The organism is Halorubrum sp. B53 (assembly GCF_059752395.1).
In genome coordinates this window covers 208,278-232,268 of record NZ_MWTH01000003.1, presented here as the reverse complement: position 1 = coordinate 232,268, position 23,991 = coordinate 208,278, and the positions used below count along the sequence as shown (strand labels likewise).

24 protein-coding genes are annotated in these 23,991 nt (G+C 70.5%); 15 read left to right on the top strand and 9 right to left on the bottom strand.

The window, feature by feature from the left end:
• Positions 1-81 precede the first annotated feature (81 nt).
• Together cofH and B4V06_RS02515 are read right to left on the bottom strand one after the other, a co-directional pair.
• Positions 82-1,512 (bottom strand): 7,8-didemethyl-8-hydroxy-5-deazariboflavin synthase subunit CofH, encoded by a 1,431-nt coding sequence (gene cofH, locus B4V06_RS02520; RefSeq protein WP_498167206.1) that lies wholly within the window; start codon positions 1,510-1,512, stop codon positions 82-84.
• Positions 1,513-2,062: 550 nt separating this feature from the next.
• Positions 2,063-3,097 carry an HFX_2341 family transcriptional regulator gene (locus B4V06_RS02515; protein ID WP_123113070.1) on the bottom strand — a complete coding sequence of 345 codons (1,035 nt, stop codon included), beginning with the start codon at positions 3,095-3,097 and terminating at the stop codon, positions 2,063-2,065.
• A gap of 95 nt (positions 3,098-3,192) precedes the next feature.
• On the opposite strand from B4V06_RS02515, the gene B4V06_RS02510 reads away from it, so the two are divergent.
• From B4V06_RS02510 to B4V06_RS02495, 4 genes are all read left to right on the top strand, one after another.
• On the top strand, positions 3,193-3,813 hold the full coding sequence (locus B4V06_RS02510) for a LysE family translocator (protein ID WP_498167203.1): 621 nt from the start codon (positions 3,193-3,195) through the stop codon (positions 3,811-3,813).
• 88 nt (positions 3,814-3,901) lie between these two features.
• Positions 3,902-4,633 carry a haloacid dehalogenase type II gene (locus tag B4V06_RS02505; protein ID WP_123113072.1) on the top strand — a complete coding sequence of 244 codons (732 nt, stop codon included), beginning with the start codon at positions 3,902-3,904 and terminating at the stop codon, positions 4,631-4,633.
• Positions 4,634-4,747: 114 nt separating this feature from the next.
• Positions 4,748-5,827, top strand: a complete 1,080-nt coding sequence (locus B4V06_RS02500) for an aminopeptidase (RefSeq protein WP_498167199.1) — start codon at positions 4,748-4,750, stop codon at positions 5,825-5,827.
• 96 nt (positions 5,828-5,923) lie between these two features.
• The gene (locus B4V06_RS02495; RefSeq protein WP_498167196.1) at positions 5,924-6,208 is read left to right on the top strand and encodes an amphi-Trp domain-containing protein; all 285 of its coding nucleotides are present in this window, start codon (positions 5,924-5,926) and stop codon (positions 6,206-6,208) included.
• 19 nt (positions 6,209-6,227) lie between these two features.
• Here the strand turns inward: B4V06_RS02495 and B4V06_RS02490 are convergent, their stop codons facing one another.
• On the bottom strand, positions 6,228-6,788 hold the full coding sequence (locus B4V06_RS02490) for a response regulator (protein WP_498167193.1): 561 nt from the start codon (positions 6,786-6,788) through the stop codon (positions 6,228-6,230).
• Between the two features lie 260 nt (positions 6,789-7,048).
• Between B4V06_RS02490 and pan2 the strand changes: the two genes are divergently transcribed.
• From pan2 to B4V06_RS02475, 3 genes are all read left to right on the top strand, one after another.
• Complete coding sequence (pan2, locus tag B4V06_RS02485) at positions 7,049-8,272, top strand: proteasome-activating nucleotidase Pan2 (protein WP_498167190.1); 1,224 nt, start codon at positions 7,049-7,051, stop codon at positions 8,270-8,272.
• Between the two features lie 458 nt (positions 8,273-8,730).
• On the top strand, positions 8,731-9,276 hold the full coding sequence (locus tag B4V06_RS02480; RefSeq protein WP_123113077.1) for a pyruvoyl-dependent arginine decarboxylase: 546 nt from the start codon (positions 8,731-8,733) through the stop codon (positions 9,274-9,276).
• A gap of 113 nt (positions 9,277-9,389) precedes the next feature.
• Positions 9,390-9,767 (top strand): DUF5811 family protein, encoded by a 378-nt coding sequence (locus tag B4V06_RS02475; protein WP_008007407.1) that lies wholly within the window; start codon positions 9,390-9,392, stop codon positions 9,765-9,767.
• A 7-nt stretch (positions 9,768-9,774) separates the two neighbouring features.
• Here B4V06_RS02475 and B4V06_RS02470 read toward each other — a convergent pair whose 3' ends face one another.
• The 5 genes from B4V06_RS02470 to B4V06_RS02450 form a co-directional block, all read right to left on the bottom strand.
• Entirely contained in the window at positions 9,775-10,653 is an 879-nt protein-coding gene (locus tag B4V06_RS02470; RefSeq protein ID WP_498167186.1) for a M14 family metallopeptidase, read from the bottom strand.
• A gap of 62 nt (positions 10,654-10,715) precedes the next feature.
• Positions 10,716-12,287 (bottom strand): lipopolysaccharide biosynthesis protein, encoded by a 1,572-nt coding sequence (locus B4V06_RS02465; RefSeq protein WP_498167183.1) that lies wholly within the window; start codon positions 12,285-12,287, stop codon positions 10,716-10,718.
• Positions 12,288-12,350: 63 nt separating this feature from the next.
• On the bottom strand, positions 12,351-13,370 hold the full coding sequence (locus B4V06_RS02460) for an aldo/keto reductase (protein ID WP_498167180.1): 1,020 nt from the start codon (positions 13,368-13,370) through the stop codon (positions 12,351-12,353).
• Between the two features lie 147 nt (positions 13,371-13,517).
• Complete coding sequence (locus tag B4V06_RS02455; RefSeq protein ID WP_123113081.1) at positions 13,518-13,808, bottom strand: hypothetical protein; 291 nt, start codon at positions 13,806-13,808, stop codon at positions 13,518-13,520.
• A 143-nt stretch (positions 13,809-13,951) separates the two neighbouring features.
• The gene (locus B4V06_RS02450) at positions 13,952-15,049 is read right to left on the bottom strand and encodes a pyridoxal-phosphate-dependent aminotransferase family protein (protein WP_498167177.1); all 1,098 of its coding nucleotides are present in this window, start codon (positions 15,047-15,049) and stop codon (positions 13,952-13,954) included.
• A gap of 187 nt (positions 15,050-15,236) precedes the next feature.
• Between B4V06_RS02450 and B4V06_RS02445 the strand changes: the two genes are divergently transcribed.
• From B4V06_RS02445 to B4V06_RS02420, 6 genes are all read left to right on the top strand, one after another.
• Positions 15,237-16,835, top strand: a complete 1,599-nt coding sequence (locus B4V06_RS02445; protein WP_498167174.1) for a COG1361 S-layer family protein — start codon at positions 15,237-15,239, stop codon at positions 16,833-16,835.
• Positions 16,825-17,865 (top strand): ATP-binding cassette domain-containing protein, encoded by a 1,041-nt coding sequence (locus B4V06_RS02440; RefSeq protein WP_498167172.1) that lies wholly within the window; start codon positions 16,825-16,827, stop codon positions 17,863-17,865. The genes B4V06_RS02445 and B4V06_RS02440 overlap by 11 nt, the downstream gene beginning before the upstream one ends.
• Positions 17,858-18,643, top strand: a complete 786-nt coding sequence (locus B4V06_RS02435; protein ID WP_123113085.1) for a DUF2705 family protein — start codon at positions 17,858-17,860, stop codon at positions 18,641-18,643. The genes B4V06_RS02440 and B4V06_RS02435 overlap by 8 nt, the downstream gene beginning before the upstream one ends.
• A gap of 107 nt (positions 18,644-18,750) precedes the next feature.
• Positions 18,751-19,368: a metal-dependent hydrolase gene (locus tag B4V06_RS02430; RefSeq protein ID WP_123113086.1), complete on the top strand. Its 618-nt coding sequence runs from the start codon at positions 18,751-18,753 to the stop codon at positions 19,366-19,368.
• A gap of 393 nt (positions 19,369-19,761) precedes the next feature.
• A complete protein-coding gene (locus tag B4V06_RS02425) occupies positions 19,762-19,920 on the top strand; it encodes a DUF7512 family protein (protein WP_176329391.1) in 159 nt (52 codons plus the stop codon).
• Positions 19,921-20,964 (top strand): sulfite exporter TauE/SafE family protein, encoded by a 1,044-nt coding sequence (locus tag B4V06_RS02420; protein WP_123113087.1) that lies wholly within the window; start codon positions 19,921-19,923, stop codon positions 20,962-20,964.
• A gap of 34 nt (positions 20,965-20,998) precedes the next feature.
• On the opposite strand, the gene B4V06_RS02415 is transcribed toward B4V06_RS02420, so the two are convergent.
• Positions 20,999-22,255 (bottom strand): AGE family epimerase/isomerase, encoded by a 1,257-nt coding sequence (locus B4V06_RS02415; RefSeq protein WP_123113088.1) that lies wholly within the window; start codon positions 22,253-22,255, stop codon positions 20,999-21,001.
• A 140-nt stretch (positions 22,256-22,395) separates the two neighbouring features.
• Between B4V06_RS02415 and trxA the strand changes: the two genes are divergently transcribed.
• Positions 22,396-22,737: a thioredoxin gene (trxA, locus tag B4V06_RS02410; protein ID WP_123113089.1), complete on the top strand. Its 342-nt coding sequence runs from the start codon at positions 22,396-22,398 to the stop codon at positions 22,735-22,737.
• Complete coding sequence (locus B4V06_RS02405) at positions 22,738-23,892, top strand: aminotransferase class V-fold PLP-dependent enzyme (RefSeq protein ID WP_255212476.1); 1,155 nt, start codon at positions 22,738-22,740, stop codon at positions 23,890-23,892.
• The last annotated feature ends 99 nt before the right edge of the window (positions 23,893-23,991 follow it).

Below are 23,991 nucleotides of genomic sequence, written 5' to 3'. Positions count from 1 at the left end.
ACTGGTTACCAATATAAAGAGTATTGGGTGTTTCCCGCGCGCTGAGAGACACGACGAGGGGGAGTCGATTCGGCCGTCGCCTCAGTCGTCGGCGCCGGCCGACTCGCCGTCCGGGCCGGAGCCGTTCGGCGACCGGTCCGGGAGCATGGGCGAGCCGTCGGCCCGGGGTCCGAGCCGCGGGCCGTGTGGGCCGTTGTCGAGGTCGATCCGGCGGCGGGTGCGGTAGTCGGTGGAGCGCTCGACCGGGGTGCGGCCGATCGCCGTAATCATCTCGACGTAGTCGTCGAACGACCGGTACTCGCCGTACTCGCCGCCGGCGCGCTTCGTGATCTCCTCCGAGAGGATGGTGCCCATGAAGTCGTCGGCGCCGCAGTTGAGCAGCTTCAGGCCGTGGGCGTCGCCCGACTTCACCCACGAGGCCTGCACGTGGTCGACGTTGTCTAAGAAGAGGCGCGCGACCGCCACCACGAGCTCGTCCTCGTCGCGCGAGGGACCGGAGTCGACGACGCCGTGGCGGTAGAGGGGCGTGTTCTGGTGGATAAAGGAGAGCGGGACGAACTCCGTGATTCCGCCGGTCCGGTCCTGGAGGTCGCGGATCACCTTCAGGTGCTCCGCGCGGTGCGCGACCGTCTCGACGTGCCCGTACATCATCGTCGAGGTGACGTCGAGGCCGGCGGCGGTCGCGCCCTCCATCGCCGCGACCCAGTCGTCGGTGCGGATCTTCCCCGGGCAGATCACGTCGCGGACCTCGTCGACGAGGATCTCCGCGGCGGTGCCGGGCGCGGAGTCGAGTCCCGCGGCCGCCAGCTCGCGGTAGACGGTCTCGTAGTCCCAGTCGGTGCCGCGGGCGGCGTGGTACGCCTCCTCCGGGGTCATCGAGTGCAGGTGGACCCCGCCGACGGACATCGCCTCGAGCTGGTCGACGTAGGTGCCCGGGTCGGTGGCGTACCGCTCGGGCGGCTTGTAGTTCACCGTGCTCGCCGGGTCGTCGTAGCCGGCGAGGATCTCGTGGTGCTCCTCGTTCAGCGCGAGCGCGGGGTGGAGCCCCGACACCGAGCACACCTCGTAGATCCCCATGTCGAGGGCGTCGTCGACGACGCGTCGGGACTCCGCGGGAGTCTTCGTGAATCCGGCGTGGTCCGCGTCGCTGTCGGCCTCGAACGCGTGCGCCGAGTCCTTGAAGTTGCAGAACAGGCAGCCCGTGTTGCAGGCGGTCGTGACGTTGTTGTTGAGGTTGGCGACGAACGTCACCTCGTCGCCGACCTCCTCGCGGCGCCGGCGGTCGGCCGCCTCGAGGACGGCCTCCTTCCGGACCGGGTCGATCCCCGCCGCGTCCGTGCCGGTCGCGAGGAGCTCCGTCGCGTCGTCGACCGTCAATCGGACGCCGTCGCGGGCCTTCGCCAGCGCGTTCTCGAACGACTGGTCGGTGGCGGGCTCGGCGAAGTCGAAGTCGCTCCGGTCGAGCGCGTCCGCGTCGGCGGCGTCAGCGTCGGGATCCCGCGCCGAAGTCATCCAGTAACCGTCCCCGCCCCACGAATAAAAACGGGACGGTCACGGCACCCCCTCTCAGAACCGTGATGCGGGCCGCACGCGCGAGGTGTGCGGAAGCAGGGCTTCGAACCGCCGATGTCGACATGATTTATAAACCCACGAGGAGCGACTCGGTTTCTCATTTAAATAACTGCGGTGGCGCGTGCCTGCGAGCGGCCATCGGCCGCGAGCAGCCCGCGCGAGGGAGTCGGCCGGTCGGAGCGAAGCGGAGGCCGGCCGACGAGGCTGGGGAGGTCTGAGGTGCGGTTGCGGTGCTGTGTGGGGCGGGACTCAAAGGGGCAGCCGTGAGGCGGGCGCAGGCGACGCAAGCACCGTAGGGAGCGAGCAGCGCGAGCGACCGAGGAGCGCAGCGAGCGTGCGCCCGCCTCACGGCTGGGGCTTTGGAGGTGTTCGCCGTCACTTCGTCGACAACGACGCATAGCCTCACGGCTGGAGCTTTGGAAGAGTTCACCGCGTCACCGATTTATAAACAAACGGGCACAATCCGTAGGACGATCGCAGTACTCCCTATTTATCGCGCCAGTTCCCGGTCCTCGTCGGCGTGCGCTCGGACCCACAGCTGGCCGATTCGCGAGAGCGTCGTCCGGTAGGACTTCCCGTGTTCCTCCTGCTCGATGTACCCTTTCCCGCCGGGGCCGAGCCGGTCGACGTTGTAGATCACCTTCGAGCGGAACGAGTCGGTGTACTCCTCGTTGAGGTCGGCCGCGAGCGTCTCCGCGAGCTCGGAGACGGAGGCGAACTCGCCGTGCTCGCCCAGCGTGAATAAGACGAGCTCCTCGAACGGCTTGACGTTCTGGAAGGAGGCGACGGGCAGCTCGATCACGTGGCTGTCGCCGATGCGCTTCGCGCCGATGGTGGTGCCGCGCTCGTCGAACTCCGCGAGCAGGTCGGTGGTCGTCTCGAGGCGGTCGGCGACGCGGTCGGGGTCGACGACGCTTCCGTCGCCATCGCCGTCATCGTCTCCCGAGCCCCCGCCCGCGAGCGCGTCGCTCTCGACCAGCTCGCGCAGGAGGTCGCGGTTGGCCCGGAGCTCCTCGGCGAGCTCGGTCTCGAGGTACTTCTCGGGGGCGGTGTAGTAGGTGTGAATGCGGTCGCGGTCGTCCTGCCGCTCCACCATGATCGAGTGGGCGGCGGTCGCGAACGCGAACGAGACCGGGCGCGGCATCGAACAGAGGTTCACCCACACCTCGCGCTCCGCCTCGTCGTCGTCCGGGTCGCCGCGATCCTCGCCTCCCGCTTCGCCTCCCGCATCGGCCCCCCGACGTTCGTCCCGGTCGAGCTCCGCGTTGATGAGGTCGAAGGCGCGCTCGAAGGCGGCGTCGTAGTCGTACACGTCGGTGAGCTGCTCGCGAACGGTCTCGGCGCCGAGCAGGTTCTGGAAGTCCTGTTCGAGCTTCCGAGCGATGTTCCGCGAGTACTCGACGTTGGCCTCGCTGCCGACCGTCCCCTCCAAGAGGATCACCCGGTCGACGTCGAACTGGTCCCGGATGAGCGGGGCGATCATGCGGTCGTAGTCGAAGCCGACCGGCACGATGTGCGTCTGCATACGTGGGACGTGAGGGCGGCGCTTATAAAAAGACGGAGTCTCGGGAGCGCGACGGGCCGGTCGATTTTTCTCCGCGGGGCCCGCGCTCCGAGGTAATGACCGGCGCGGCGCTCGCCGTCGACCCCTCGACGTACGCCCTGTTCGTGCTGGCGGCGGCGACGCTGATCGTGACGCCGGGCCCCGACACGCTGTTCGTGCTCTCCCGCGGGATCGAGGACCGGAGGGACGGCCTCCGCGCCGCGCTCGGCGTCACGACGGGAATCCTGTTCCACACCGCGCTCGTCGCGGTCGGCGTCGCGGCGGTCTATCGAACTGTGCCGGGCGCCGAACGAGTCGTCCAACTCGTCGGCGGGCTCTTCCTCCTCTACCTCGGCGTCGACGCCCTGCGGTCGGCCGGGGGCGACCGGTCGTCGCCGGCGGGGGGCGGCGTGCGCGAGGGGTTCCTCGTCAACGCCCTCAACCCGCAGGTCGCGCTGTTCTTCCTCGCGTTCCTCCCCGGGTTCGCGGCAGGGAGCGCCGGCGGAGACGGCGGCGGCACGTCGATCGCGGTCCTCGGCGCCACCTACGCCGCGCTCACGGCCTGCTACCTCGGCGTCGTGGCGGTCGTCGCCGACGGGGCCGCCGACGCGCTCCGGTCCGAGCGGACCGGCCGCTGGCTGGACCGGGTCGCCGGCGGGATCCTGCTCCTGATCGGCGCGTGGGTGCTGACCGGGTGAGCGGTCGTCGTCCGGCGTCTCGGGACGGGACACGACCGTCCGCGACGCGTAGATTGATAACGCGTACCGTCGGTGTGATACCTGTCACATGTCCGAAATCGCCGCCGAGACGCTCCGCGAGGAGACGGAGGTGCTCGCGTTCGACCTGTGGGACACGCTGCTCGACCGAGAGGCGACTCTGGTCCCCGCGCTGCGGGCCCTGCTCGACGACCACGGGAGCGACTACGACCCCGAGATACTGCTCCGGCGGTACCTCGCCATGCACTTCCGGGACTCGATGATCGACTCGCTGATACCGGGCCCCCACACGCCTTTTAAAGAGATCAGCCGGCGCGCCCTCGCGTACCGGCTCGAACAGATCGGCCTCGACGTTCCGGACGAGGCGGTCCGCGCCGTCATCCGGCAGTGGAAGACCCTTCAGCCGTACCCGGACGTCGACGCGGCGCTGGATCGACTGAGCGAGGAGTACGAGCTGGTCGGCCTCTCGAACGGCGACCCCGACATGCTCGACGCGGTCCGCCCCAACTTCGAGACCGAACTGGACGGCGTGGTGTCGGTCGCCGACGCGGGCGCGTACAAGCCCCACCCGGCGTCGTACGAGCTGACCTGCGAGGCGTTCGACGTCGCGCCCCACGAGGTCGCGTTCGTGACCGCGCACACGTTCGACCTCGTCGGCGCGAAGGCGGTCGGCATGCGCGGCGCGTTCCTCAACAGACACGGGAACCCGTACGGCGGGTGGATCCACCGGCCGGACCTCACCGTCGCCGACACCGAGGCGCTGGCCGACGCGCTCGTTTCCCGCGGAACCGACGGGGAGTAGCAGCGCCGCGAGCGCGCGGGCGAGTCGCGTCGCCCTGGGAGTGCAAGCGAGTAGCGCCGCCGCGCCGCCGACCGCTTCCAAAACGGGTAATTCCCCGCGGCGAGAGGGTGCCGTATGGACGCACGCATCCGCGAGCACGCCGAGATCATCGCCGACCACTCGACCGGCATCGAGGAGGGCGACGACGTCGTCATCCAGCTGCCGGCCGAGGCCGAGGACCTCGCGGTCGCCCTCCACGAGGTCTGTGGGGACCGCGGCGCCAACCCCGTGTACCTCAACTACTCGAAGCGCGCCCAGCGCGCCTTCAAGCGCTCCTCCGAGGAGTTCACCGAACCGGACCACCGGCTCGCGCTGTACCGGGAGGCCGACGTGTTCGTCATCGCGCGCGGCGGGTCGAACGCCACCGAGGACGCCGACGTCGACCCCGAGACGAACGCCGCCTACAACCGCGCGATGGAGGACGTCAAGCGGACGCGCCTCTCGAAGACGTGGTGTCTCACGCAGTACCCGACCGCGAGCCACGCCCAGCTCGCCGGGATGAGCACCGAGGCGTACGAGGACTTCGTCTGGGACGCGGTCTCGCTCGACTGGGACGAGCAGCGCGCGTTCCAAGCGGAGATGGTCGAGATTTTGGACGACGCCGACGAGGTGCGGATCCGCTCGGGCGAGGAGACGGACCTCACGCTCGACGTCTCCGGGAATTCGACGCTCAACGACAACGGCGAGGCGAACCTCCCCGGCGGCGAGGTGTTCACGGCGCCCGTGCGCGACGGCGTCGACGGCGAGGTCCACTTCGACCTCCCGCTGTACCGCTACGGCCGCGAGATCGAGGGGGTCCGGCTCCGGTTCGAGGACGGGGAGGTCGTCTCGCACTCCGCCGAGCGCAACGAGGACCTCTTGACGGGGATCCTCGACACCGACGAGGGGTCGCGGCGGCTCGGCGAGCTCGGCATCGGGATGAACCGCCAGATCGACCGGTTCACCTACAACATGCTGTTCGACGAGAAGATGGGCGACACGGTCCACATGGCGGTCGGCTCCGCGTACCCCGAGACGGTGGGCGAGGCCAACGAGGTCAACGAGTCCGCCGAGCACGTCGACATGATCGTCGACATGAGCGAGGACTCCGTCATCGAGGTCGACGGCGAGGTCGTCCAGCGCGACGGGACGTTCGTCTTCGAGGACGGGTTCTGAGGCGAGGACGGGTTCTGAGGGTGTCGTCTGGCGGGGTCCCGGCCGGGCCTCGTTTCGGCGTACGGATTTATACGCCGACACGACGTACACCCGCCCATGCCAGAAGAAGTCCTCTTCAAATCCGAGAGCAATCGAAGCCGCGAGGAGATCGCCGCGTACCTCCGGACCGTCGCCGACTCGCTGGAGTCCGGCAGCGAGATCACGCTCAGTCGGGGCGGCGAGTCGGTGACGATGGCTCCGCCGGCCCGGCCGACATTCGAGGTGAAAGCGGAGCGCGAGGGACCCGCCGACGGCCCCGGCGAGCTGAGCGTCGAGTTCGAGCTGGAGTGGAACGAGGACGGCGGGGGCGGCGACGCCGACGGGGACCTGACGATCGAGTGAGCGACCGGGGCGGCCCCCTCTACGGGACGCTTCCCGGGACCTCGACGAACGCGTCGCGCGCTGAGAGCCGGTCGAGCGTGTCGTCGACGCGGTTCCGGATCGCCTCCATCCGCTCGACGAGCTCCTCGTACTCGTCGCCGCCCGTCGCGTCGGCCGCCTCCAGCGCGGCCTTCTTCGAGGCCAGCGCGAAGAACTCCTGGCTGTGCTCGTCGAACTCCGCGCGGTAGAGGAGCACCTCCACGAGCGTGAGGAGGTCCTCCTTCGTCACCGGCTTCGTCTTGTAGTCGTCGAACGGCATGTCGACGATGTCGACGTCGGGCTCGACCGCGGTCAGCATCGCGACTCGAGCGTCGTAGCCGGCCTCGCGCATCGCGGTGAGCACCTCGTGACCGGACATATCCGGCATCCGACGGTCGAGGAGGACGACGTCGACCGACTCGTCCATCTCCTCCATCGCCGCCTCGCCGCCGGTCGCGATCCGCACGTCGTACGCCGAGCTGAGGTACACCCGGTACAGCTCGGCGAGGTCGGGCTCGTCGTCGACGGCGAGGACCGTCGGCTCGGTCGCACCGTCGGTCATGGTCGGACACCCGCGGTCCGCGAGTCGTCCGTCGGGGACACCGGACCGACGCGTTCGACCGCCGCTCGTGCGCTCATAACGGGGAATACGCACGCCTTCTGTTAAAACGTTGACCCGCGAGTATCACAGATGATACTCTCGCGGCGGCGGGGCGACCGACCGCCTCGAACGGGGATCGGGGGTCAGTTCCCGCGGTCGGGCCGGCAGACCACCGTGACCCAAAGGCACATTTACGCGCGCTCCATACCAACCAGCAACGAATGTCTCATAGCCCCTCACTGCCCGACCGCCCCCGTCTGGAGCTCGATCCGGAGATGAGCGAGACGGAGCGGCTCGAAGCGATCCGCCAGCACTACCGGCGGATCCTGCAGGTGAACGAAGAGCTGGAGCAGCGGCTTGACGACGCGCAGGGTCGCCGCGGCGAGCTGAAGGCCGACGTCGACGAGCTGAAACGCGAGAACGAGGTGCTGAAGACCTCCTCGCTGTACATCGCGTCGGTCGAGGAGATCACCGACGACGGCGTCGTCATCAAACAGCACGGCAACAACCAGGAGGTGCTGACGCAGGCGGCCACCCGGCTCGACGAGGACCTCCGCCCCGGCGACCGCGTCGCGATCAACGACTCCTTCGCGGTCCAGCAGGTGCTCGACGACGAGACCGACTCACGGGCGCAGGCGATGGAGGTCACCGAGTCGCCCGACGTCGAGTACGCCGACATCGGCGGCATCGACGACCAGATCCGCGAGGTCCGCGAGGCCGTCGAGGACCCCCTAGAGAACCCCGAGCAGTTCGAGGCCGTCGGCGTCGAGCCGCCGAGCGGCGTCCTGCTCCACGGCCCGCCGGGGACGGGGAAGACGATGCTCGCGAAGGCCGTCGCCAACGAGTCCGACGCGACGTTCATCAAGATGGCCGGCTCCGAGCTCGTCCGGAAGTTCATCGGCGAGGGGTCGCGGCTCGTCCGCGACCTGTTCGAGCTCGCCGCCGAGCGCGAGCCCGCCGTCATCTTCATCGACGAGATCGACGCCGTCGCCGCCAAGCGGACGGACTCGAAGACCTCGGGCGACGCGGAGGTCCAGCGGACGATGATGCAGCTGCTCTCCGAGATGGACGGCTTCGACGACCGCGGCGAGGTCCGGATCATGGCCGCGACCAACCGCTTCGACATGCTCGACGAGGCGATCCTCCGCCCCGGCCGGTTCGACCGCCTCATCGAGGTGCCCGAGCCCGACGCCGAGGGGCGCGCCCGCATCCTCGAGATCCACACGCAGGACATGAACGTCGCCGAGGGGACGGACCTCTCCGAGGTCGCGTCGGACTTAGAGGGGTACAGCGGGGCCGACATCGCCTCGCTGGCGACCGAGGCCGGCATGTTCGCGATCCGCGACGGCCGCACGGAGGTCACGCTCGAGGACTTCGAGGCGGCCCGCGACAAGCTCCAGGACGCGGAGCAGACCGAAGAGCAGGTCATCAACTACCAGTACTGAGACTACGGACCGGCAGTCGGTTTCGAGTTCTGCGGGATTTCTGGCGGTTGAGCGGTGTTAAACGCCTCTAACGCCCCAGCCGCTCGTTTATAAACGACCGATACCGACTCGACGGCAAACACGTCCAAAGCCCCAGCCGCGAGGACGGCGCACGCTCGCTGCGCGCTTCGGTCGTTCGCTTCGCTCACTCCCTCCAGTGCTTGGGTCGCCTGCGCCGTCCTCACGACTGCCCCTTTGAATCCCACCCGACCGCACAGCACCGCACCTCACCCCTCCCCAGCCTCGTCGGACCGGCGCGGCCGCGCCGGTCCGACTCCCTCGCGGGCTGGCTCGCGGCCGCCGGTGGCGGCCGCTCGCAGGCGCGCCACCGCTGTTATTTATAAACATCCACGTTGACGGCGGGTCAGGAGACGACTGCTTCGTAACCCCTTAGCGCGGGGGCCGACGATCCGGACGTAATGAACACCATCCACGTCGCCGGCGGCGTCGGGGTCGCCGACACGGCGATGGCCTCCTACGACGCCGCGCTCGCGGACGCGAACCTCCACAACTACAACCTCGTCGCGGTCTCCTCCGTGGTCCCCGCAGAGGCGACCGTCGAGGCGGTCGAGGTGGTCCCCGACCTCGGCCCCGCCGGCAACCGGCTCACCGTGGTCGAGGCGCGCCGCACCGTCGGCCCGGACGACGAGGTGGACTTCCGCGAGGGCGGCCGCGCCGGCGCGGAGGACGCCGAGTCGAAGCGCGCACCCCGACGCCGCCCGGACGTGGCCGCCGGTCTCGGCTGGGCGACCGGTCCCGGTCCCGGCCTCTTCTACGAGGTGACCGGCGAGGACCCCGAGGACGTCCGCGAGCGCATCGAGGCCGGGCTCGACGCCGGCGGGGAGCTGCGCGACTGGGACCTGCCCGACCGCGAGGTGCACGTTGAGACGACGGCCTCGGCGCCGGACCGGTACACGACCGCAGTCGTGATCGCCGCGTACGGCGAGTCGGAGCCGATACTGTAGCCGTCGAGGCTCGCTGCGAACCGGGATCCGCGGACCGCAGCGACGGGTCCCGACCGTGGATCGCCCCCGCCGACGCCTTTTTGAACCGTCTCCGCGTACCCAACGTGTCTTCGATGAACGGCAACAACCCGTACGCCGGGGCACCGGGTGTGACGAACGCGGGCGAGCCCGCGGCCGTCGACCTCTCCCCCGACCAGGAACGGCGCCTCCGGCGCGCGGTCGCCGGAATCGTCTCTCGAACCGAATCGTATCTTCCGAACAGCTACGCCGTCGGCTCGGAGCTGTCGGTCGGCGCGAACGGCCCGCAGGCGACCGTCGCGGTCAATCCGCCCGCCGGGCACCCCGTCTCGGCCGGCTTCACGCCGGACCCCGACGAGCTCGAGGCCGGGATCGCCGACGCCGACACCGACGAGGTCGCCCGCGGGCTGGCCGCCAGCGCCGCGATGCAGGTGATGGACGCCGTCGGCGACGTCACGCCGACCGCGAAGTGAGTTCGGGCTACTCCGCCGTCTCCTCTGCCGACTCCTCCTCCGCCGACTCCTCCCCGCCGACAGCCCCGTCACCCGCCGACGCCGGCGGATCCATGAGCCCCCGCACGCGGCCGTAGATGCCGAATATCTCCTCGTACCCCTCCTCGCTCGCGAGGATCGGGACGAGCCCTTCCTCCTCGACGCGGTGGGTGTACACGTCGTCCTCGGCGAACACCGACCCCGGCGGGATCGCCTCGAAGTTGGCGAAGTGGACGTGCGGCTCGCCGCCCCCCTTCGGCACCTCCTCGTCGCCCGCGACGACCGTCGTCTCGGTGAACGTCGGCGGCTCGTCGTCGATCGCGCCGTGCGCCCGGAGGAACGCCAGACAGGCCTCGTGGCCGAACTCGACCGCCTCCTCGCTCCCCTGTCTGCCGACCTCTATCGAGACGGTGTGTGGGACGACGGAGTCGAGCGTCGTCGACCGCAGCTCGCTGGAGTCGACGACGTACTCCACGGGCATCCCGGTCACGCTGCGGCGAACCGACTCGGTCGGGTCGCTGTAGATGGCGAACGGCGGCGGGGCGCTGTGGGAGGTGTGGAGCGCGAGCACCGCGTCCATCCCCTCCAGTTCGGCCGCGAGCCGCGGCGCGAGCGTCCGCTCGTAGTCGTCGCTGTCGGGGTCGCCCGGGAAGACGCGGTTCAGGTCTGCGTCCGTGTACCGCGTCCCGGCCGCCAGCGCTCGCTCGTTGGCGACGATCAGCCGAACGCTCCCGCTCCCAGGCCCGTCCTCGTCAAGTTCGTCGGCGAGCCGCCTGACGATCCGCTCGCCGGCGGGCTCGTCGCCGTGGATCCCGCCGACGATCGCGACGCGGGCCGAGCCGGCCGACCCGCGCTCGATCGTTTCCATGGAAGGCCGTACACGCCGGTCGAATATTAAACGGTCGACGTTCGGCGGTGCGCGAAACCGGCCTACCGGTCGAGCCGTCGCGCGAGCGCCGCGCGGTACCGGCCCGCCAGGTGGCTCGCGACGAGCCGGTCTCGGGGGTCGACGCCGAGGCGGCGGAGCGCCGCCGCGTACGTCGCGAGCCCCAATACGCCCCCGACGACGACCGCGGCCAGACCTGGGACGACCGCGCGGACCGCCCGCGCGACGAGGAGGGCCGCAACCCCAGCCGCGAGCGGGGTGAGGAAGGTGCGGTCGAACGGCCACAGCCCCTCGAACCGACGCAGCAGCAGCACCTGTATCCCGTTCTGGCCGGCGATCGCGAGCGACGTGCCGAGCGCGGCGCCGACGAGCCCAAAGCGGACGACGAACGCGTACGTCAGCGCGACGTTGAGGACCGCGAGCAGCCAGTCGAGCGCCATCCGGGCGTACTGGTGGTCGGTCATCATCAGGAGCCAGCCGGTCGCGCCGACCGCGCTGCCGACGAACACCCCGCCGAGGTAGACGACGAGCGGGAGGTACCCCGCGACGTACGGGTCGCCGAACAGCCCGAGCAGCTCCCGGCCGTAGACGGCGAGGACGACGAGGATCGGGACGACCGCCGTGACGATCTGGCGCGTCACAGAGGTGTAGACCGCGTTCAGCGTCGCGGTCCGGTCGTTCGCGTACAGGTCGGAGGCGACGGGCGGGAGGAGCTGGTTGAAGGACATGAGCGGGATCCACGCGATCGCGATCAGCACGAGCACGACGTTGTACACCCCCGCGGCCGTCGCGGTCAGGAGCGCCCCCACGAGCAGCACGTCAACGCGGTTCTGGAACACCTTCCCGAGGCTGCTCATCGCGACCGGCGCCGCGTGGTCGTAGAAGCGCCGCGCCTCCCGCCGGGCGCCGCGTAGCGACGGGACGACCCCGGTCACCCGCGCGGCGAGCGGGACGGCGACCGCCGCGAGCAGCGCGGTCGCGGCGACGATCCCGACGGCGACGCCGCCGATCGAGTAGCCGGCAGCGAGCGCCGCGACCGCGGCGACGAGCCGGACGCCCGGCCGGAGCAGCTTGTTGAAGGCGATCTCGCCGCGGGCGGAGCCGACGGCGCGGAAGATCGCCGACGCGACCATCACGACGCCGAGGAGCCCGACGAGGAAGCCGAACGCCCGCATCGCGCCCGGGAAGGCCGCCTCCTCGACGGTGAGGTCGTTGATACGCGGGGCCGCGAGCCAGACCCCCGCGGCGATAGCGGCGCCGAAGCCGAGCGTCGTCGCGTACGCGAGCCCGGCGACGGTCCCCCGCCGGGCCGGGTCGTCCGCGTACTCGGGGAGGTACCGCTGGAGCGCCGGCACGCTCCCGAAGGTGACGAGCCGCGACAGGAGCTGCGCGATCCGCCACGCGAGCGCGTAGACGCCGTACGCCGTCGGGCCGAGCCCCCGCGCGAGGACGAACTCGGTCGCCGCCGTCAGCGCCCGCTGGCCGGAGACGCCCCCGGACGTGACCACCGCGCCGTGAGCGATCGTCACGAGCGCCTCGCGCTCGTCGTCGGGGACGGAGTCGTCGCTCGGCGTCTCGCGCTCGTCCTCGCCGCCGGCTCCGGGGTCGGCGTTCACGGGTTACCTCGACGTGGCCCGGCTCGGGAGAAAAGCGGCACGTTCCGTCGCCGGCCCGGCTCGCTACCAGCGGTGGTGGACGTGCTCGCGGACGAACTCGTCGTACACCTCGCGGGCCGCCTCGTGCGCGTCGTCGCCGAGCGGCGGGCGGTCGCTGACGGCCGCGTTCGACCGGATGTGCTCGGGCGTCGTCGACCCCGGAATGACGGCCGAAACGGCGTCGTGGTCGAGGATCCATCGGAGCGAGAACCCCGCGAGCGAGAGGTCGTCGCCGGTCGCGTCGGTCGGGTCGTCGGCGACCGCGTCGACGCGGTCCGCGAGCGCGTCGGCCGCGTCGAGGCCGGCCTCGAAGGGGACGCCCGCGAACGTCTCGCCCACGTCGAAGGCGTCGCCGTCGCGGTTGTAGTTGCGGTGGTCGTTCTCCGGGAACTCGTCGTCGCGCGAGAGCGCGCCGGTCAGCAGGCCGGACGCGAGCGGTACCCGGCAGATCACGCCCACGTCGCGGGCGGCGGCCTCGTCGAGGAACAGCTCCGCCGGGCGCTGGCGGAAGGGGTTGAAGATGATCTGGACCGACTCGACGCCCGGATATTCGATCGCCTTCAGTCCCTCCTCCACGCGCTCGACGCTGACGCCGTACGCCGCGATCCGCCCCTCGTCCGCGAGGGTCGCGAGCGCGTCGAACGTCTCCGGCCGGTAGTAGACGTCCGTGGGCGGGCAGTGGAGCTGGACCAGGTCCAGCGTCTCGACGCCGAGGTTCTCCCGCGACCGATTCACGAACCGGCGGAGGTTCGCCTCGGTGTACCCGTCGGCGACGTGGGGGTCGAGCCGGCGGCCGGCCTTCGTCGCGACCGCGACGTCGCCGCGCGCGATGTCGTCTCCGAGCACGTCGCCGAGGATCTGCTCCGAGCGCCCGTCGCCGTAGACGTCCGCGGTGTCGAAGAAGTCGATCCCGGCGTCGCGGGCGGTCTCGACGGCCGCGACGGCCTCAGACTCGCTCACGTCGCCCCAGTCGCTCCCGATCTGCCAGGAGCCGTAGCCGACCTCGCTGACCTCGCCGACGCTCCCGAGCGTGCGATGATTCATGTTCACTCCCAACTGGTCGGGGCGGCGGCAAGGGCGTTCCGGAGGCGGAACCGCGGAGGAACGACGGAGCGACCGGCGGGGACGGTATATAAATAAGGGCGCTACTCCGTCCGGAAAGCACGCGATCCCTTTTAATCGAAGTCCCGCTCAGTTCCTTGTCACCCTCTGGGATAGGATCGAGCCGATTCCGACGGCGATCAGTCCGGCCGGGATACCGACCGCCGGGAGCGGAATACTGCATTCGTTCACCCCGTCGGGCGTGTACAGGAGGTTCCCGTCCGCCACGCCGAGGACGCCGATTCCCTGCCCCTCACCATCCGGAACACCGACGTCTGTACACCCCCCGAACAGCATGGCGGGGAAGGTAACCAGCTGCGCGAGGACGATACTGAGGCCGACGATAAGCAAACCGCCGCCGAGGAGGGCTACTCGCTGCATGTTCGATCTGCACTGACAGGTGCACTGGCATATATTTTGGCCGTGCTGATTGGAATCGGACCAGAGCGTGACGCCTTCGAAGAGCGTCAACGATGCCGGCTCACCGAATTCCCGGAGATTCCCTCGACTACTCCGCGTCCGGTTTATAAGACGTCTTCCAGCGCGTCCATCGTCTCGTCCACGCGCTCGACCCGCGCGTTGTGTCCCATGTGCCCGACGCGCAGGATGTCCCCGGCCAACTCGCCCAACCCCGTCGCGACGAGCACGTCGCGCTCCTGGCGCAGTCGCTCCTGCAGCTCCTCGGCCCGCCCGGGCGTATAAAAGGCGGTCACCGTCGGCGAGCTGCGTTCCGGCTCCGGATACGGCTCTAACCCCAGCTCCGCCCCGCGCTCGCGACACCGCGCCGCGGCCGCCCGGTGTCGGTCCCGAACCGCGTCGAGCCCCTCCTCCAGCCACATCTCCAGCGCCGCGTCGAGCGCGACGATCTCGGTCGTGAGGTGGGTGTACGGGAATCCCTCCGACGTGTCGCGCCACGGGAGGAAGTTCGTGTACAGCGAGTGCGGGTCGCGCTCGTCCATCGCCGCCCACGCGCGCTCGCTGATCGCGGCCGTGGTGAGTCCCGGCGGCGCGCTGAAGCACTTCTGGGACGCGCCCAGACAGACGTCGATCCGCTCGGTAGGTACTCGGACCCCGCCGAGCGAGGAGACCGCGTCGACGACGGTGACGATCTCGCCGTCGGCCCCCTCCAGCAGGTCCAGCGCGGGGCCGAGGTCGTTGAGCGTCCCCGTGGGGGTCTCGCAGTGGACCAGCGTCGCGACGTCGAAGCCGCCGTCGGCGAGGGTCGACTCCAGCTCCGCGAGCGGGAGCGGCTCGTCGTACTCTGCCGAGACCAGCGTCGCCTCGCCGCCGTACGACTCGACGAAGTCGGAGAACCCGTCGCCGTAGAGCCCGTTCGACAGGCAGAGCACTTCGGTGCCGGGCTCGACGAGCGAGGCGATCGCGGCCTCCAACCCGAGGATCCCCTCCCCGCCGGGGACGACGACGTCGCGGGAGAGCGCCTCCGGAGTTCCGTCGGCCTCGCTCGTTGCGCTCGACTCGACACCGTACACGGTCTCCAGCCGGTCCGTGAGCCGGTCGTATATCCGCTGGAACTCCGGGTCCACGTCGGGGTTGATCAGCTCGCGGCTCATCGCGTCGCGGACGGGTTCGGGGACCGCGGTCGGTCCCGGCGTCATGAGCATACCTCGACACGCTGTTCCAGCGAAATAAGCCCCCCGTACCGGCCGCCGCCGGGCCGATACCACCGCCACACGTAAACATATATGATCGGCGAGCGGAGTTCCACACATGACACGCGACCATCACTCCCGCGCGTGGTCGGTGCGGTCGGCCGACAGACGCACTGCGGCCGCCGGGTCGGGGGCGTGAATGTCCCGACAACCCCTCCGGGTCCTCGCCGTCGTCGCCGTCGTCGCCCTCCTCGTCGGGACGCTCGCCGGCCTCGCCGTCGCCCAAGAGGAGCCGCCGTTCGTGCGCGGCGAGCCCGAACTGGACGTGTACGTCCCGGACTCGACGGTGTCCCCGGGGACGACGACGGACCTCTCGGTGCAGATCGCGAACGACGGCGACGTGGAAGCGGGGTCGGGCGCCCGGCGAGCCACCGTCACGACCGCCCGGAGCGTCGTGATCGACGTTCGAAACGACGGCTCGCCCCTCGTCGTCGAGACGGGCCGGTTCGCCGTCGGATCGATCGGCGAGGGCGCGGTCCGGGAGGTCCCCGTCTCGGTCAGGGTCCCGGCCGACGCGAAGCCGGGACGGTACTCGCTCGACGTGCGGCTCGAGTACTCGCACACGTTCCTCTCGGCGCCGCGGAGCGGGGTCGTCCAGGACCGATCGCGGACGCTGACCGAGTCGATCGGGGTGACCGTGGACGACGCGCCCCGGTTCGCGATGCGGACGGTCGACACGGACGTCCAAGTCGGCGACTCCGGGACGCTCGCCGCGAACGTGACCAACGTCGGCGGGGAGCCCGCACGCGACCTTTCCGTCGAACTCGCCGCGAACAGTCCCGACGTCGCGCTCGGCGAGACTGAGCGGAACACCGCGCGGATCGACCGGCTCGACCCCGGCGAGAACGCGACGGTCAGGTTCCCGGCGAGCGTCGACGCGGACGCCGCCGCGGAGTCGTTCGGCCTCACCGGCAGCGTTCGGTACACGGACGTCGACGGCATCCGCGGCGCTCACGAGGGGATCCCGGTCGGGCTCCGACCGCGCGCGGAGCAGTCCTTCTCGGTCGCGGTCGACGACTCCACGCTCCGCGTCGGCGAGAACGGGACCGTCAGCGGGACGATCCGCAACGACGGGCCGAGCGACGTCGACGGGGTCGTCCTCGCGGTCGGCGACGGGGCGTTCGCCCCCCGCAGTCCGCGGTACGCCGTCGGCGACCTCGACGCCGACGAGAGCGCCGCCTTCCGGTTCCGCGGCGAGGTCCCGGCGGGCGCCGACTCGGTCCCCCAGCAGGTGGTCCTCTCGACGAGCTACCGGAGCGCCGCCGACACCGTCCGCACGACCCGCGAGGCGGTTCGGGTTCCCGTCGCCGAGCGCCGGGACGCGGTGACGGTGTCCCCGGTCGACGCCGAATTCGCGGCCGGCGAGGACGGCGTGTTGCGGCTCGACGTGACGAACCGCCGCGACGTCGAGCTCCGCGACGTCGAGCTGCGTCTCGCCGTCGACCAGCCGCTGGAGAGCGAGTTCCGAACCACCGTGGTCCCGTCGCTGGCGCCCGGAGAGACGGGGCGGGTCGCGTTCGACCTCGCGGTCGACGGCGAGGCGCCGGCGAGCCGGTATCCGGCCAGCGTCGAGATCAGCTACACCGATCCCGACGGGGTCCGCGTCACCGGCGACACCGCGACGGTCGCCGCCTCGGTCGTCGAGTCGTCCGGCGGCGAGGTCCCCATCGAGTCCGCCGTGCTGATCGTCCTCCTGCTCCTCGTCGCCGCCGGGGCGTGGTGGTTCTATGTCCGGTGAGACCGACCGCCCCCTCGTCGTCGAGGGGCTCACGAAGGAGTTCGGAAGCGTGGTCGCGAACGACGACGTGTCGTTCGCCGTCGACGAGGGCGAGGTGTTCGGGTTCCTCGGGCCCAACGGCGCGGGGAAGTCGACGACGATACGGTTGCTGCTCGGGCTGTTGAAGCCCACTTCGGGGACGGCGAGGGTGCTCGGCGCCGACATCCGCGACGAGGACGCGCTGACCGATATCAAGGGCCGGATCGGGTACCTCCCGGCGCACCTCGGGTTCGACGAGGAGGCGACCGGCGAGACGGTGCTCGACTACCACGGCGCGATGAAGGGCGAGCGTCGCCGCGAGGAGCTGCTAGATCTTTTCACCCCGCCGATAGAGCGACCGGTACGCGAGTACTCGACCGGGAACAAGCGGATGCTCGGACTGGTGCAGGCGTTCATGCACGACCCCGACCTCGTGATCATGGACGAGCCGACCGGCGGGCTCGACCCGCTCAAACAGGAGGCGTTCAACGAGTTCGTCCGCGACGAGCGCGAGCGCGGCACGACCGTGTTCTTCTCCTCACACGTGTTGAGCGAGGTCCGACGCGTCTGCGACCGCGTCGGCATCCTCCGCGCCGGGTCGCTCGTGGAGCTCGAGGACGTCGAGGCGCTCCTCCACCGGAGCGGGAAGCACGTGCGCGTTCACGCGAGCGACGCGGCGGTCGCGGCGATAGCCGACCTCGACGGCGTCGTCGACCCGGAGCGATTCGTCGAGGGCGTCCAGTTCATCTACGCCGGCGACGTCAACGCGCTCCTCCGCGAGCTCGCAGCCCACGACGTCCGCGACGTGGAGATCGGCGAACCCCCGATCGAGGACGTGTTCGCGCACTACTACGGAAGCGAGGAGACGGGAGACGAGGGGGACGGAAGCGAGGAGACGGGAGACGAGGGGGACGGAAGCGAGGAGACGGGAGACGAGGGGGACGGAAGCGAGGAGACGGCAAACGAAAGCGGAGTCGGCGTGAGCGACGGAGCGGGGGCGACGAATGCTTGAGACGGCTCGGTACGAGGGGAGACGGCGGCTCCGCGGCGCCGCGGTCCTCACGGCCGGCGTCGGGGCGTACGCCGGGTTCATCGTCTGGTACTTCACCGTGCTGGAAGGGGTCGACTACGAGGACGTCTTCGAGGACCTGCCGCCGGCGATGCTGGAGGCGTTCGGCATCGAGAGCCTGTCGACGATCGAGGGGTTCCTCGGCGCGCAGGTGTTCAACTTCGTCTGGCTGCTCGGGCTGGGGCTGTACTTCGCGTACGTCGCCGGCGGCGTCGTCGCGCGAGACGTCGAGACGGAGCGGATGGACCTCCTCCTGTCGTTCCCCGTCTCGCGGTCCCGGCTGCTCGTCGAGAAGTTCGCCGCGCTGCTCGTCCCCATGATCGCCGTCAACGCCCTCGGCGGCCCGATCATCTACCTGTTCGTCGTCGCCGTCGGGGAGACGGTCCCACTCGATCACCTGTTGCTCACGCACCTGCTTTCGGTCCCGTACCTCCTCGTCTGTGCAGGGGTCGGCCTCGCGTTCTCGGTCGCCGTCGACCGGGCGGCGGTCGCCGAGCGTGGCGCCGTCGGCACCGTGTTCGTCCTCTACCTCGTCGAGTCCGTCGTCGGCGGTGCCGAGGGATACGACTGGATACAGTACCTGAGCCCGACGCAGTACTACGAGCCGACGCCGATCCTGATCGACGGGTCGTTCGAGCCGATCGACTCGGCGATCCTGCTCGTCGCGTTCGTCGGCCTGCTCATCCTCTCGCAGGCGCTGTTCGAGCGTCGAGACATCTGATCCGGAGTGTTTCGGGGTTTCGGGCCACCTCCGGGCGGATCGCTCGACCGATCGCCGCCGGTCCGGCCGACACGTTCAAATATTTCTGTCGCTTTCGTTCCACCACGATGATGCTCCCGACCCATGTGCTCGCCGGGATGCTGCTCGCCGCGCCGCTCGTGCGCGTGGCGCCGGAACTGGCGACCGTCGGGTTCGTCGCGGGGTTCCTCGGCGGGCTCTTCCCCGACCTCGACATGTACGTCGGCCACCGGAAGACCCTCCACTACCCCAACTACTACTCCGCGTTCGCCGGCGTCTCACTCGTCGCCGCCCTCGTGACCCCCTCCGCGGTGACCGTCGCCGCGGCCCTGTTCTTCCTCGGGGCGGCGCTCCACAGCGTCTCCGACATGTACGGCGGCGGGCTGGAGCTGCGTCCCTGGGAGGGGAACTCCGACCGCGCGGTGTACGACCACTACCGGAAGCGCTGGGTCGCGCCGCGTCGCGGGATCAGGTACGACGGCGCCGCAGAGGACCTCGCGCTCTCCGTCGGGCTGGCGCTCCCGCTCCTCTACCTGCTCAACGGGCCCCTCCGGCTGATCGTGGCCGGGACCCTGCTCGTCGCCGCCGTGTACACCCTCCTCCGGCGGCACCTCGCGGAGCTCGCCGCGCTCGTGATCCCGCTGGTGCCGGCGGCGCTGACCCCGTATCTGCCGGACCGGTACACGGACACGGAGCCGACCGAGTAGCCCGTCACCCGCGCGCCGCGACATCGCCCGTTTCCCTCGCGACCGCCGCAACATCGCCCGTTTCCCTCGCGACCGCCGCGACATCGCCTTTGCTGCCGGATCACCGTGTCTACTGGAGACGCACTGACGACACTGACTGACCGGTGTGCACGCGTCGCGAGGGGTTCGACTGCGGTCGTCTTCCGCCGATGCGAGATCCGAGTCGTCGGGCGGCATAACGTACGCGGAAGTTATCGGCAGTGTTCCGTCCGTCATGCGGATATAGTATTGTACGTCAATCCCAAAACCATTATCAGCACACGCACGCTACGGACGGTATATGAAAGAGACGTACACAGAGACGTATCCGACGCGATCGCCGGGCGCAGACGCCGGACGCAGAGCGGAGAGCCGATGACGGGCACGGAGCTGCTCCCCGGCGCGTCCCCCACGATCGCGGCGCTCGCCGTGATCGGTCTCGTCCTCGTCGAGGCGGCACTTCTGTACGCCGTCTACGGGGTGCTCGAGGACAAGCTTGCGTCGACCGTATTTAAACGGATACGGCGGATATAGATGTTCGAGCTTCTCGGACTGAGCGCCGACCTCTTCGCGCTGTTCGTCGTCTTCGGGTTCATGGTCGGGGTGTTCTTCGGCTTCTTCGGGATGGGCGGGTCGTTCCTCGTGACGCCCGCGCTGCTCATCCTCGGATACCCCGCGCCGGTCGCCATCGGGAGCTCGATGGCGTTCGTGTTCGGGACGGCAGTGATAGCGACGCTGAAACACCACGACGCCGGGCAGGTGGACTACCGGCTCGGCGCGCTGATGTTCGTCGGGATCACGGTCGGCATCGAGCTCGGCAGTCGCCTGGTGTTCGGACTGGAGGTGCTCGGGATCGCGGGCGTCGTCGTCGGCGTCGCGTACGTCATCCTGCTCGCGGCCATCGGGATCCTCTTCACGCGGAGCGCGCTGAGCGACGAGCCGGACGCGGCGGGAGACGAGCCGGACGGAGAAAGCGGGACCCCGGCCGACGACGCGCCCGAGGACGACGTCCCCGAGATCGCCCGGAAGATCAAGTCGTACAACATCCCGCCGATGATGACGCTCGCGGACGGGAGCGAGGCGTCGCTGTGGACAATCTCCGGCGTCGGCGGCGGCGTCGGCCTGATCTCCGGGTTCCTCGGGGTCGGCGGCGGCTTCGTCCGGATGCCGGCCATCTACTACCTGATCGGCACCTCGCTGGCGGCGGCGGTCGGGACCAGCCTGTTCGGCGGGCTGATGTCGGGGGGCGTCGGCGCGTTCACCTACGGGCGGGCGGGGGTCATCGACCTCGGCATCGTCACCGCGCTGCTGCTCGGGAGCGCGCTCGGCGCGCGGATCGGCTCCGGCGCGACCGCGTACGTGGACGAGGACGACGTGACGATCTACTTCGGGCTCATGCTCCTGATCGCGAGCCTCGCCGTCGCGCTCGGCGAGGTCTCGGCGTGGCTGGCGATGCCGGTCCTCGACCGAGTCAGCTTCGTCCTGCTGGTCGGCTCGGCGCTGTTCGTCTGCGCCATCATCCTCTACCACGGCGCGGTCGCGGTCCGCGGGGGCCGCGACGCCGCGCCGTCGGCGTAACGGAACCGACGCGCGAACGCTCGGGACCGACGCCTTACGGCGTCCGTCGGACCGACCGCCAGCTCTCGAAGAACGCGCCCGCGGGGTGGTAGTCGGGCTCGACGCCCGGCGGCTCCGGCGCGACGAGGTCCCCCTCGGCGTCCGACGGGAGCCGCTTCTCGTACCAGACGCCGGCCGGCCCGCGGTACAGGTCCGTCCGAACCGCGAATCGGCGGTGCCAGCGTCGGAACCGCTCGGCCGCGTCGGCGTCGCCGCGCGTCGCCGCCCGCTCCGCGAGCGCCGCGGCCGCCCCGATCGCCTCCGCGAGCGCCCAGCCGTACCGGTCCTCGACGAGCGGGGAGCCGTCGGCCGCGTGCGTGTAGACGAACCCGTTCTCCGCCCAGCCGCGGTCGACGGCGACGTCGAACAGCTCGCGGGCGCGGTCGTACCAGTCGATGTCGGCGCCGTCGATCGATGCCGCGGGCTCCTCCGCGTCGTACCGGTCGAGGAGCGCGAGGAGCTTCGCCCACTCAGCGTGGTGGCCCGGCTGATACCCCGGCGGGCGGAACTGATGGCGGGGCTCGTCGGCGTTGTACCCGAAATCATGCTCCCACTCGGGGGTGTAATGCTCCCAGAGAAGGCCTCTCGTCTCGCTCGCGAGATCGACCGCGATCGCCTCGGCGATGCGGCGCGCTCGATCGAGGTACCGGTCCTCGCCCGTCGCCTCGTACGCGGCGAGGTACGCCTCGCAGGCGTGCATGTTCGCGTTCTGGCCGCGGTACGGCTCTACCTCGGTCCACTCGGCGTCGCAGTCGCTCCGGAGCAGCCCGGCGTCGTCGCGGAACCGTTCCTCGATCAGCGCGTGCGTCGCCGCGATCCCCTCGCGGGCGCCGTCGATCCCGGCGTCCGCGGCGCGGGCGTACGCCAGCAGGACGAACGCGTGGCCGTACGCCGACCGCGTGCGGTCGATCGGGTCGCCGTCGGCCGTGACGACGAGCCGGTAGCCGCCGTCGTCGCTTCGGTGAGCCTCGCGCAGGAACGCCAGACCGTGTTCGGCCGCCGGGACGCACCAGTCCGGGCCGTCCGCGAGGGCGCCGAGCGCGAAATTGGCGACCGACCGGCAGGCCGCGACCAGGTGTCGCCGGTCGCCGGTGTAGCGATCCCCCGTCTCCGGGTGGAGGAGCCGGTAGCCGCGGTCGGCGAGCGCGTCGGGGTACTGGACGCGCAGCGTCGCGAGCAGCCGCGCGCGGTGCGGCCGCGCCCGGCGCTCGGCGTCGGTTGACGTCGCGTCGGTCGGGCTCGCGTCGGTCATCGAGTGCAACGAGGACGCGTCACCGCCTAATGGCTGTCGACCGTCGCGCCTCCGGACCGGTCCGCCCGGTGACACTCGCCCACACGATATTGTACGGAATACCCAAAACTATTATCACCGCTGGCGGCGTACTGGAGAGTATGAGTTCAACCGAGTCCGTTCCCGCGGAACCGATTCAGCTGTCCAGTCCCGACGAGTTCGACGACCTGGTCGCCGACCACGACGTGGTCCTCGTCGACTTCTACGCCGACTGGTGCGGTCCGTGTCGGATGATGGAGCCCGCCGTGGAGTCGGTCGCCGCGGAGACCGACGCCGCCGTCGTGAAGGTCGACGTCGACGTCCACCAGTCGCTCGCGGCCGAGTACGGCGTGCAGGGCATCCCGACGCTGCTCGTGTTCGCCGGCGGCGAGCTCGCCGACCGCATGGTCGGCGCGCAAAACGAGGACGCCCTGACCGACGCGATCACGGAGCACACCGCCTGAATGGCCGAACCCGACGGCGAGATGCTGACCCGAGACGACGGGATGACGCCCCGAGAGCTGCGCGCCGACGTGCCGGCGCTCGGGGAGGCGGCGTACTTCAACTTCGGCGCGCACGGGCCGAGCCCGAAGTACGTCGTCGAGGCCGCGTCCGGGTTCATCGCCGACCACGAGTACGGCTCCGCGGCGACCGACCCGTACGGTCACGCCTTCGAGACGTACGAGTCGGTGCGCGAGCGGATCGCCGCGTTCGTCGGGGCCGAGCCGGCCGAGATCGCCCTCACGGAGAGCACGACCGACGGGATCAATCGCATCGCGGGCGCGATCGACTGGGAGCCCGGCGACGTCGTCGTCCGGACCGACCTGGAGCACCCGGCCGGGATCCTCCCGTGGAAGCGGCTCGAACGCGAGGGCGTCGAGGTCCGCGTCCTGGAGACCGAAGACGGTCGCGTCGACCGCGAGGAGTACGCCGAGGCGGTCGCCGACGCGCGGCTCGTCTGCTTCAGCGCGATCACGTGGACGCACGGGACGCGGCTCCCGGTCGCCGACCTCGTCGAGGTCGCGAACGAGGCCGGCGCGTTCACCCTCGTCGACGCCGTCCAGTCGCCCGGACAGGGCCCTATGGACGTGTCGGCGTGGGGCGCCGACGCGGTCGCCGCCGCGGGCCACAAGTGGGTCCTCGGCCCGTGGGGCGCCGGCTTCCTCTACGTCGACCGCGACGCCGCCGCGGACCTGGCGCCGCGCGCCGTCGGCTACCGCAGCGTCGACGACCCGAGCGCGTCTGAGATCGAGTTCAAGGAGGGCGCGAAGCGCTTCGAGATCGGCTCGACGACCGCCGCCGCCCACGTCGGCCTCGCCGAGGCGCTCGACGCGATCGACGCGGTCGGCCTCGACGCGATCGAGTCCCGGATCGCGTCGCTCACCGACCGGCTCAAGGCGGGCGTCCCCGCGGACCGACTCCTGAGCCCCCGCGAGTTCGAGAGCGGGCTCGTCACGATCGACGTCGACGACCCCGACGCGACCGTGGAGCGCCTCGCGGAGCGGGACATCGTCGTGCGGTCGCTGCCGCATCCGAACGCGATCCGCGCCTCCGTCCACGCCGTCTCCACCGAGGCCGAGGTCGACCGACTGATCGACGCGCTCGACGCGGAGTGGTGAGGCCCGCGGCGATTGTGAGCGCCGCCGGCGCGACGAACCGCGCGGCCGCGGGCCGACCCGCCGTCGACCGATCGGACGCGTTTTAGCGTTCGGCGTGCA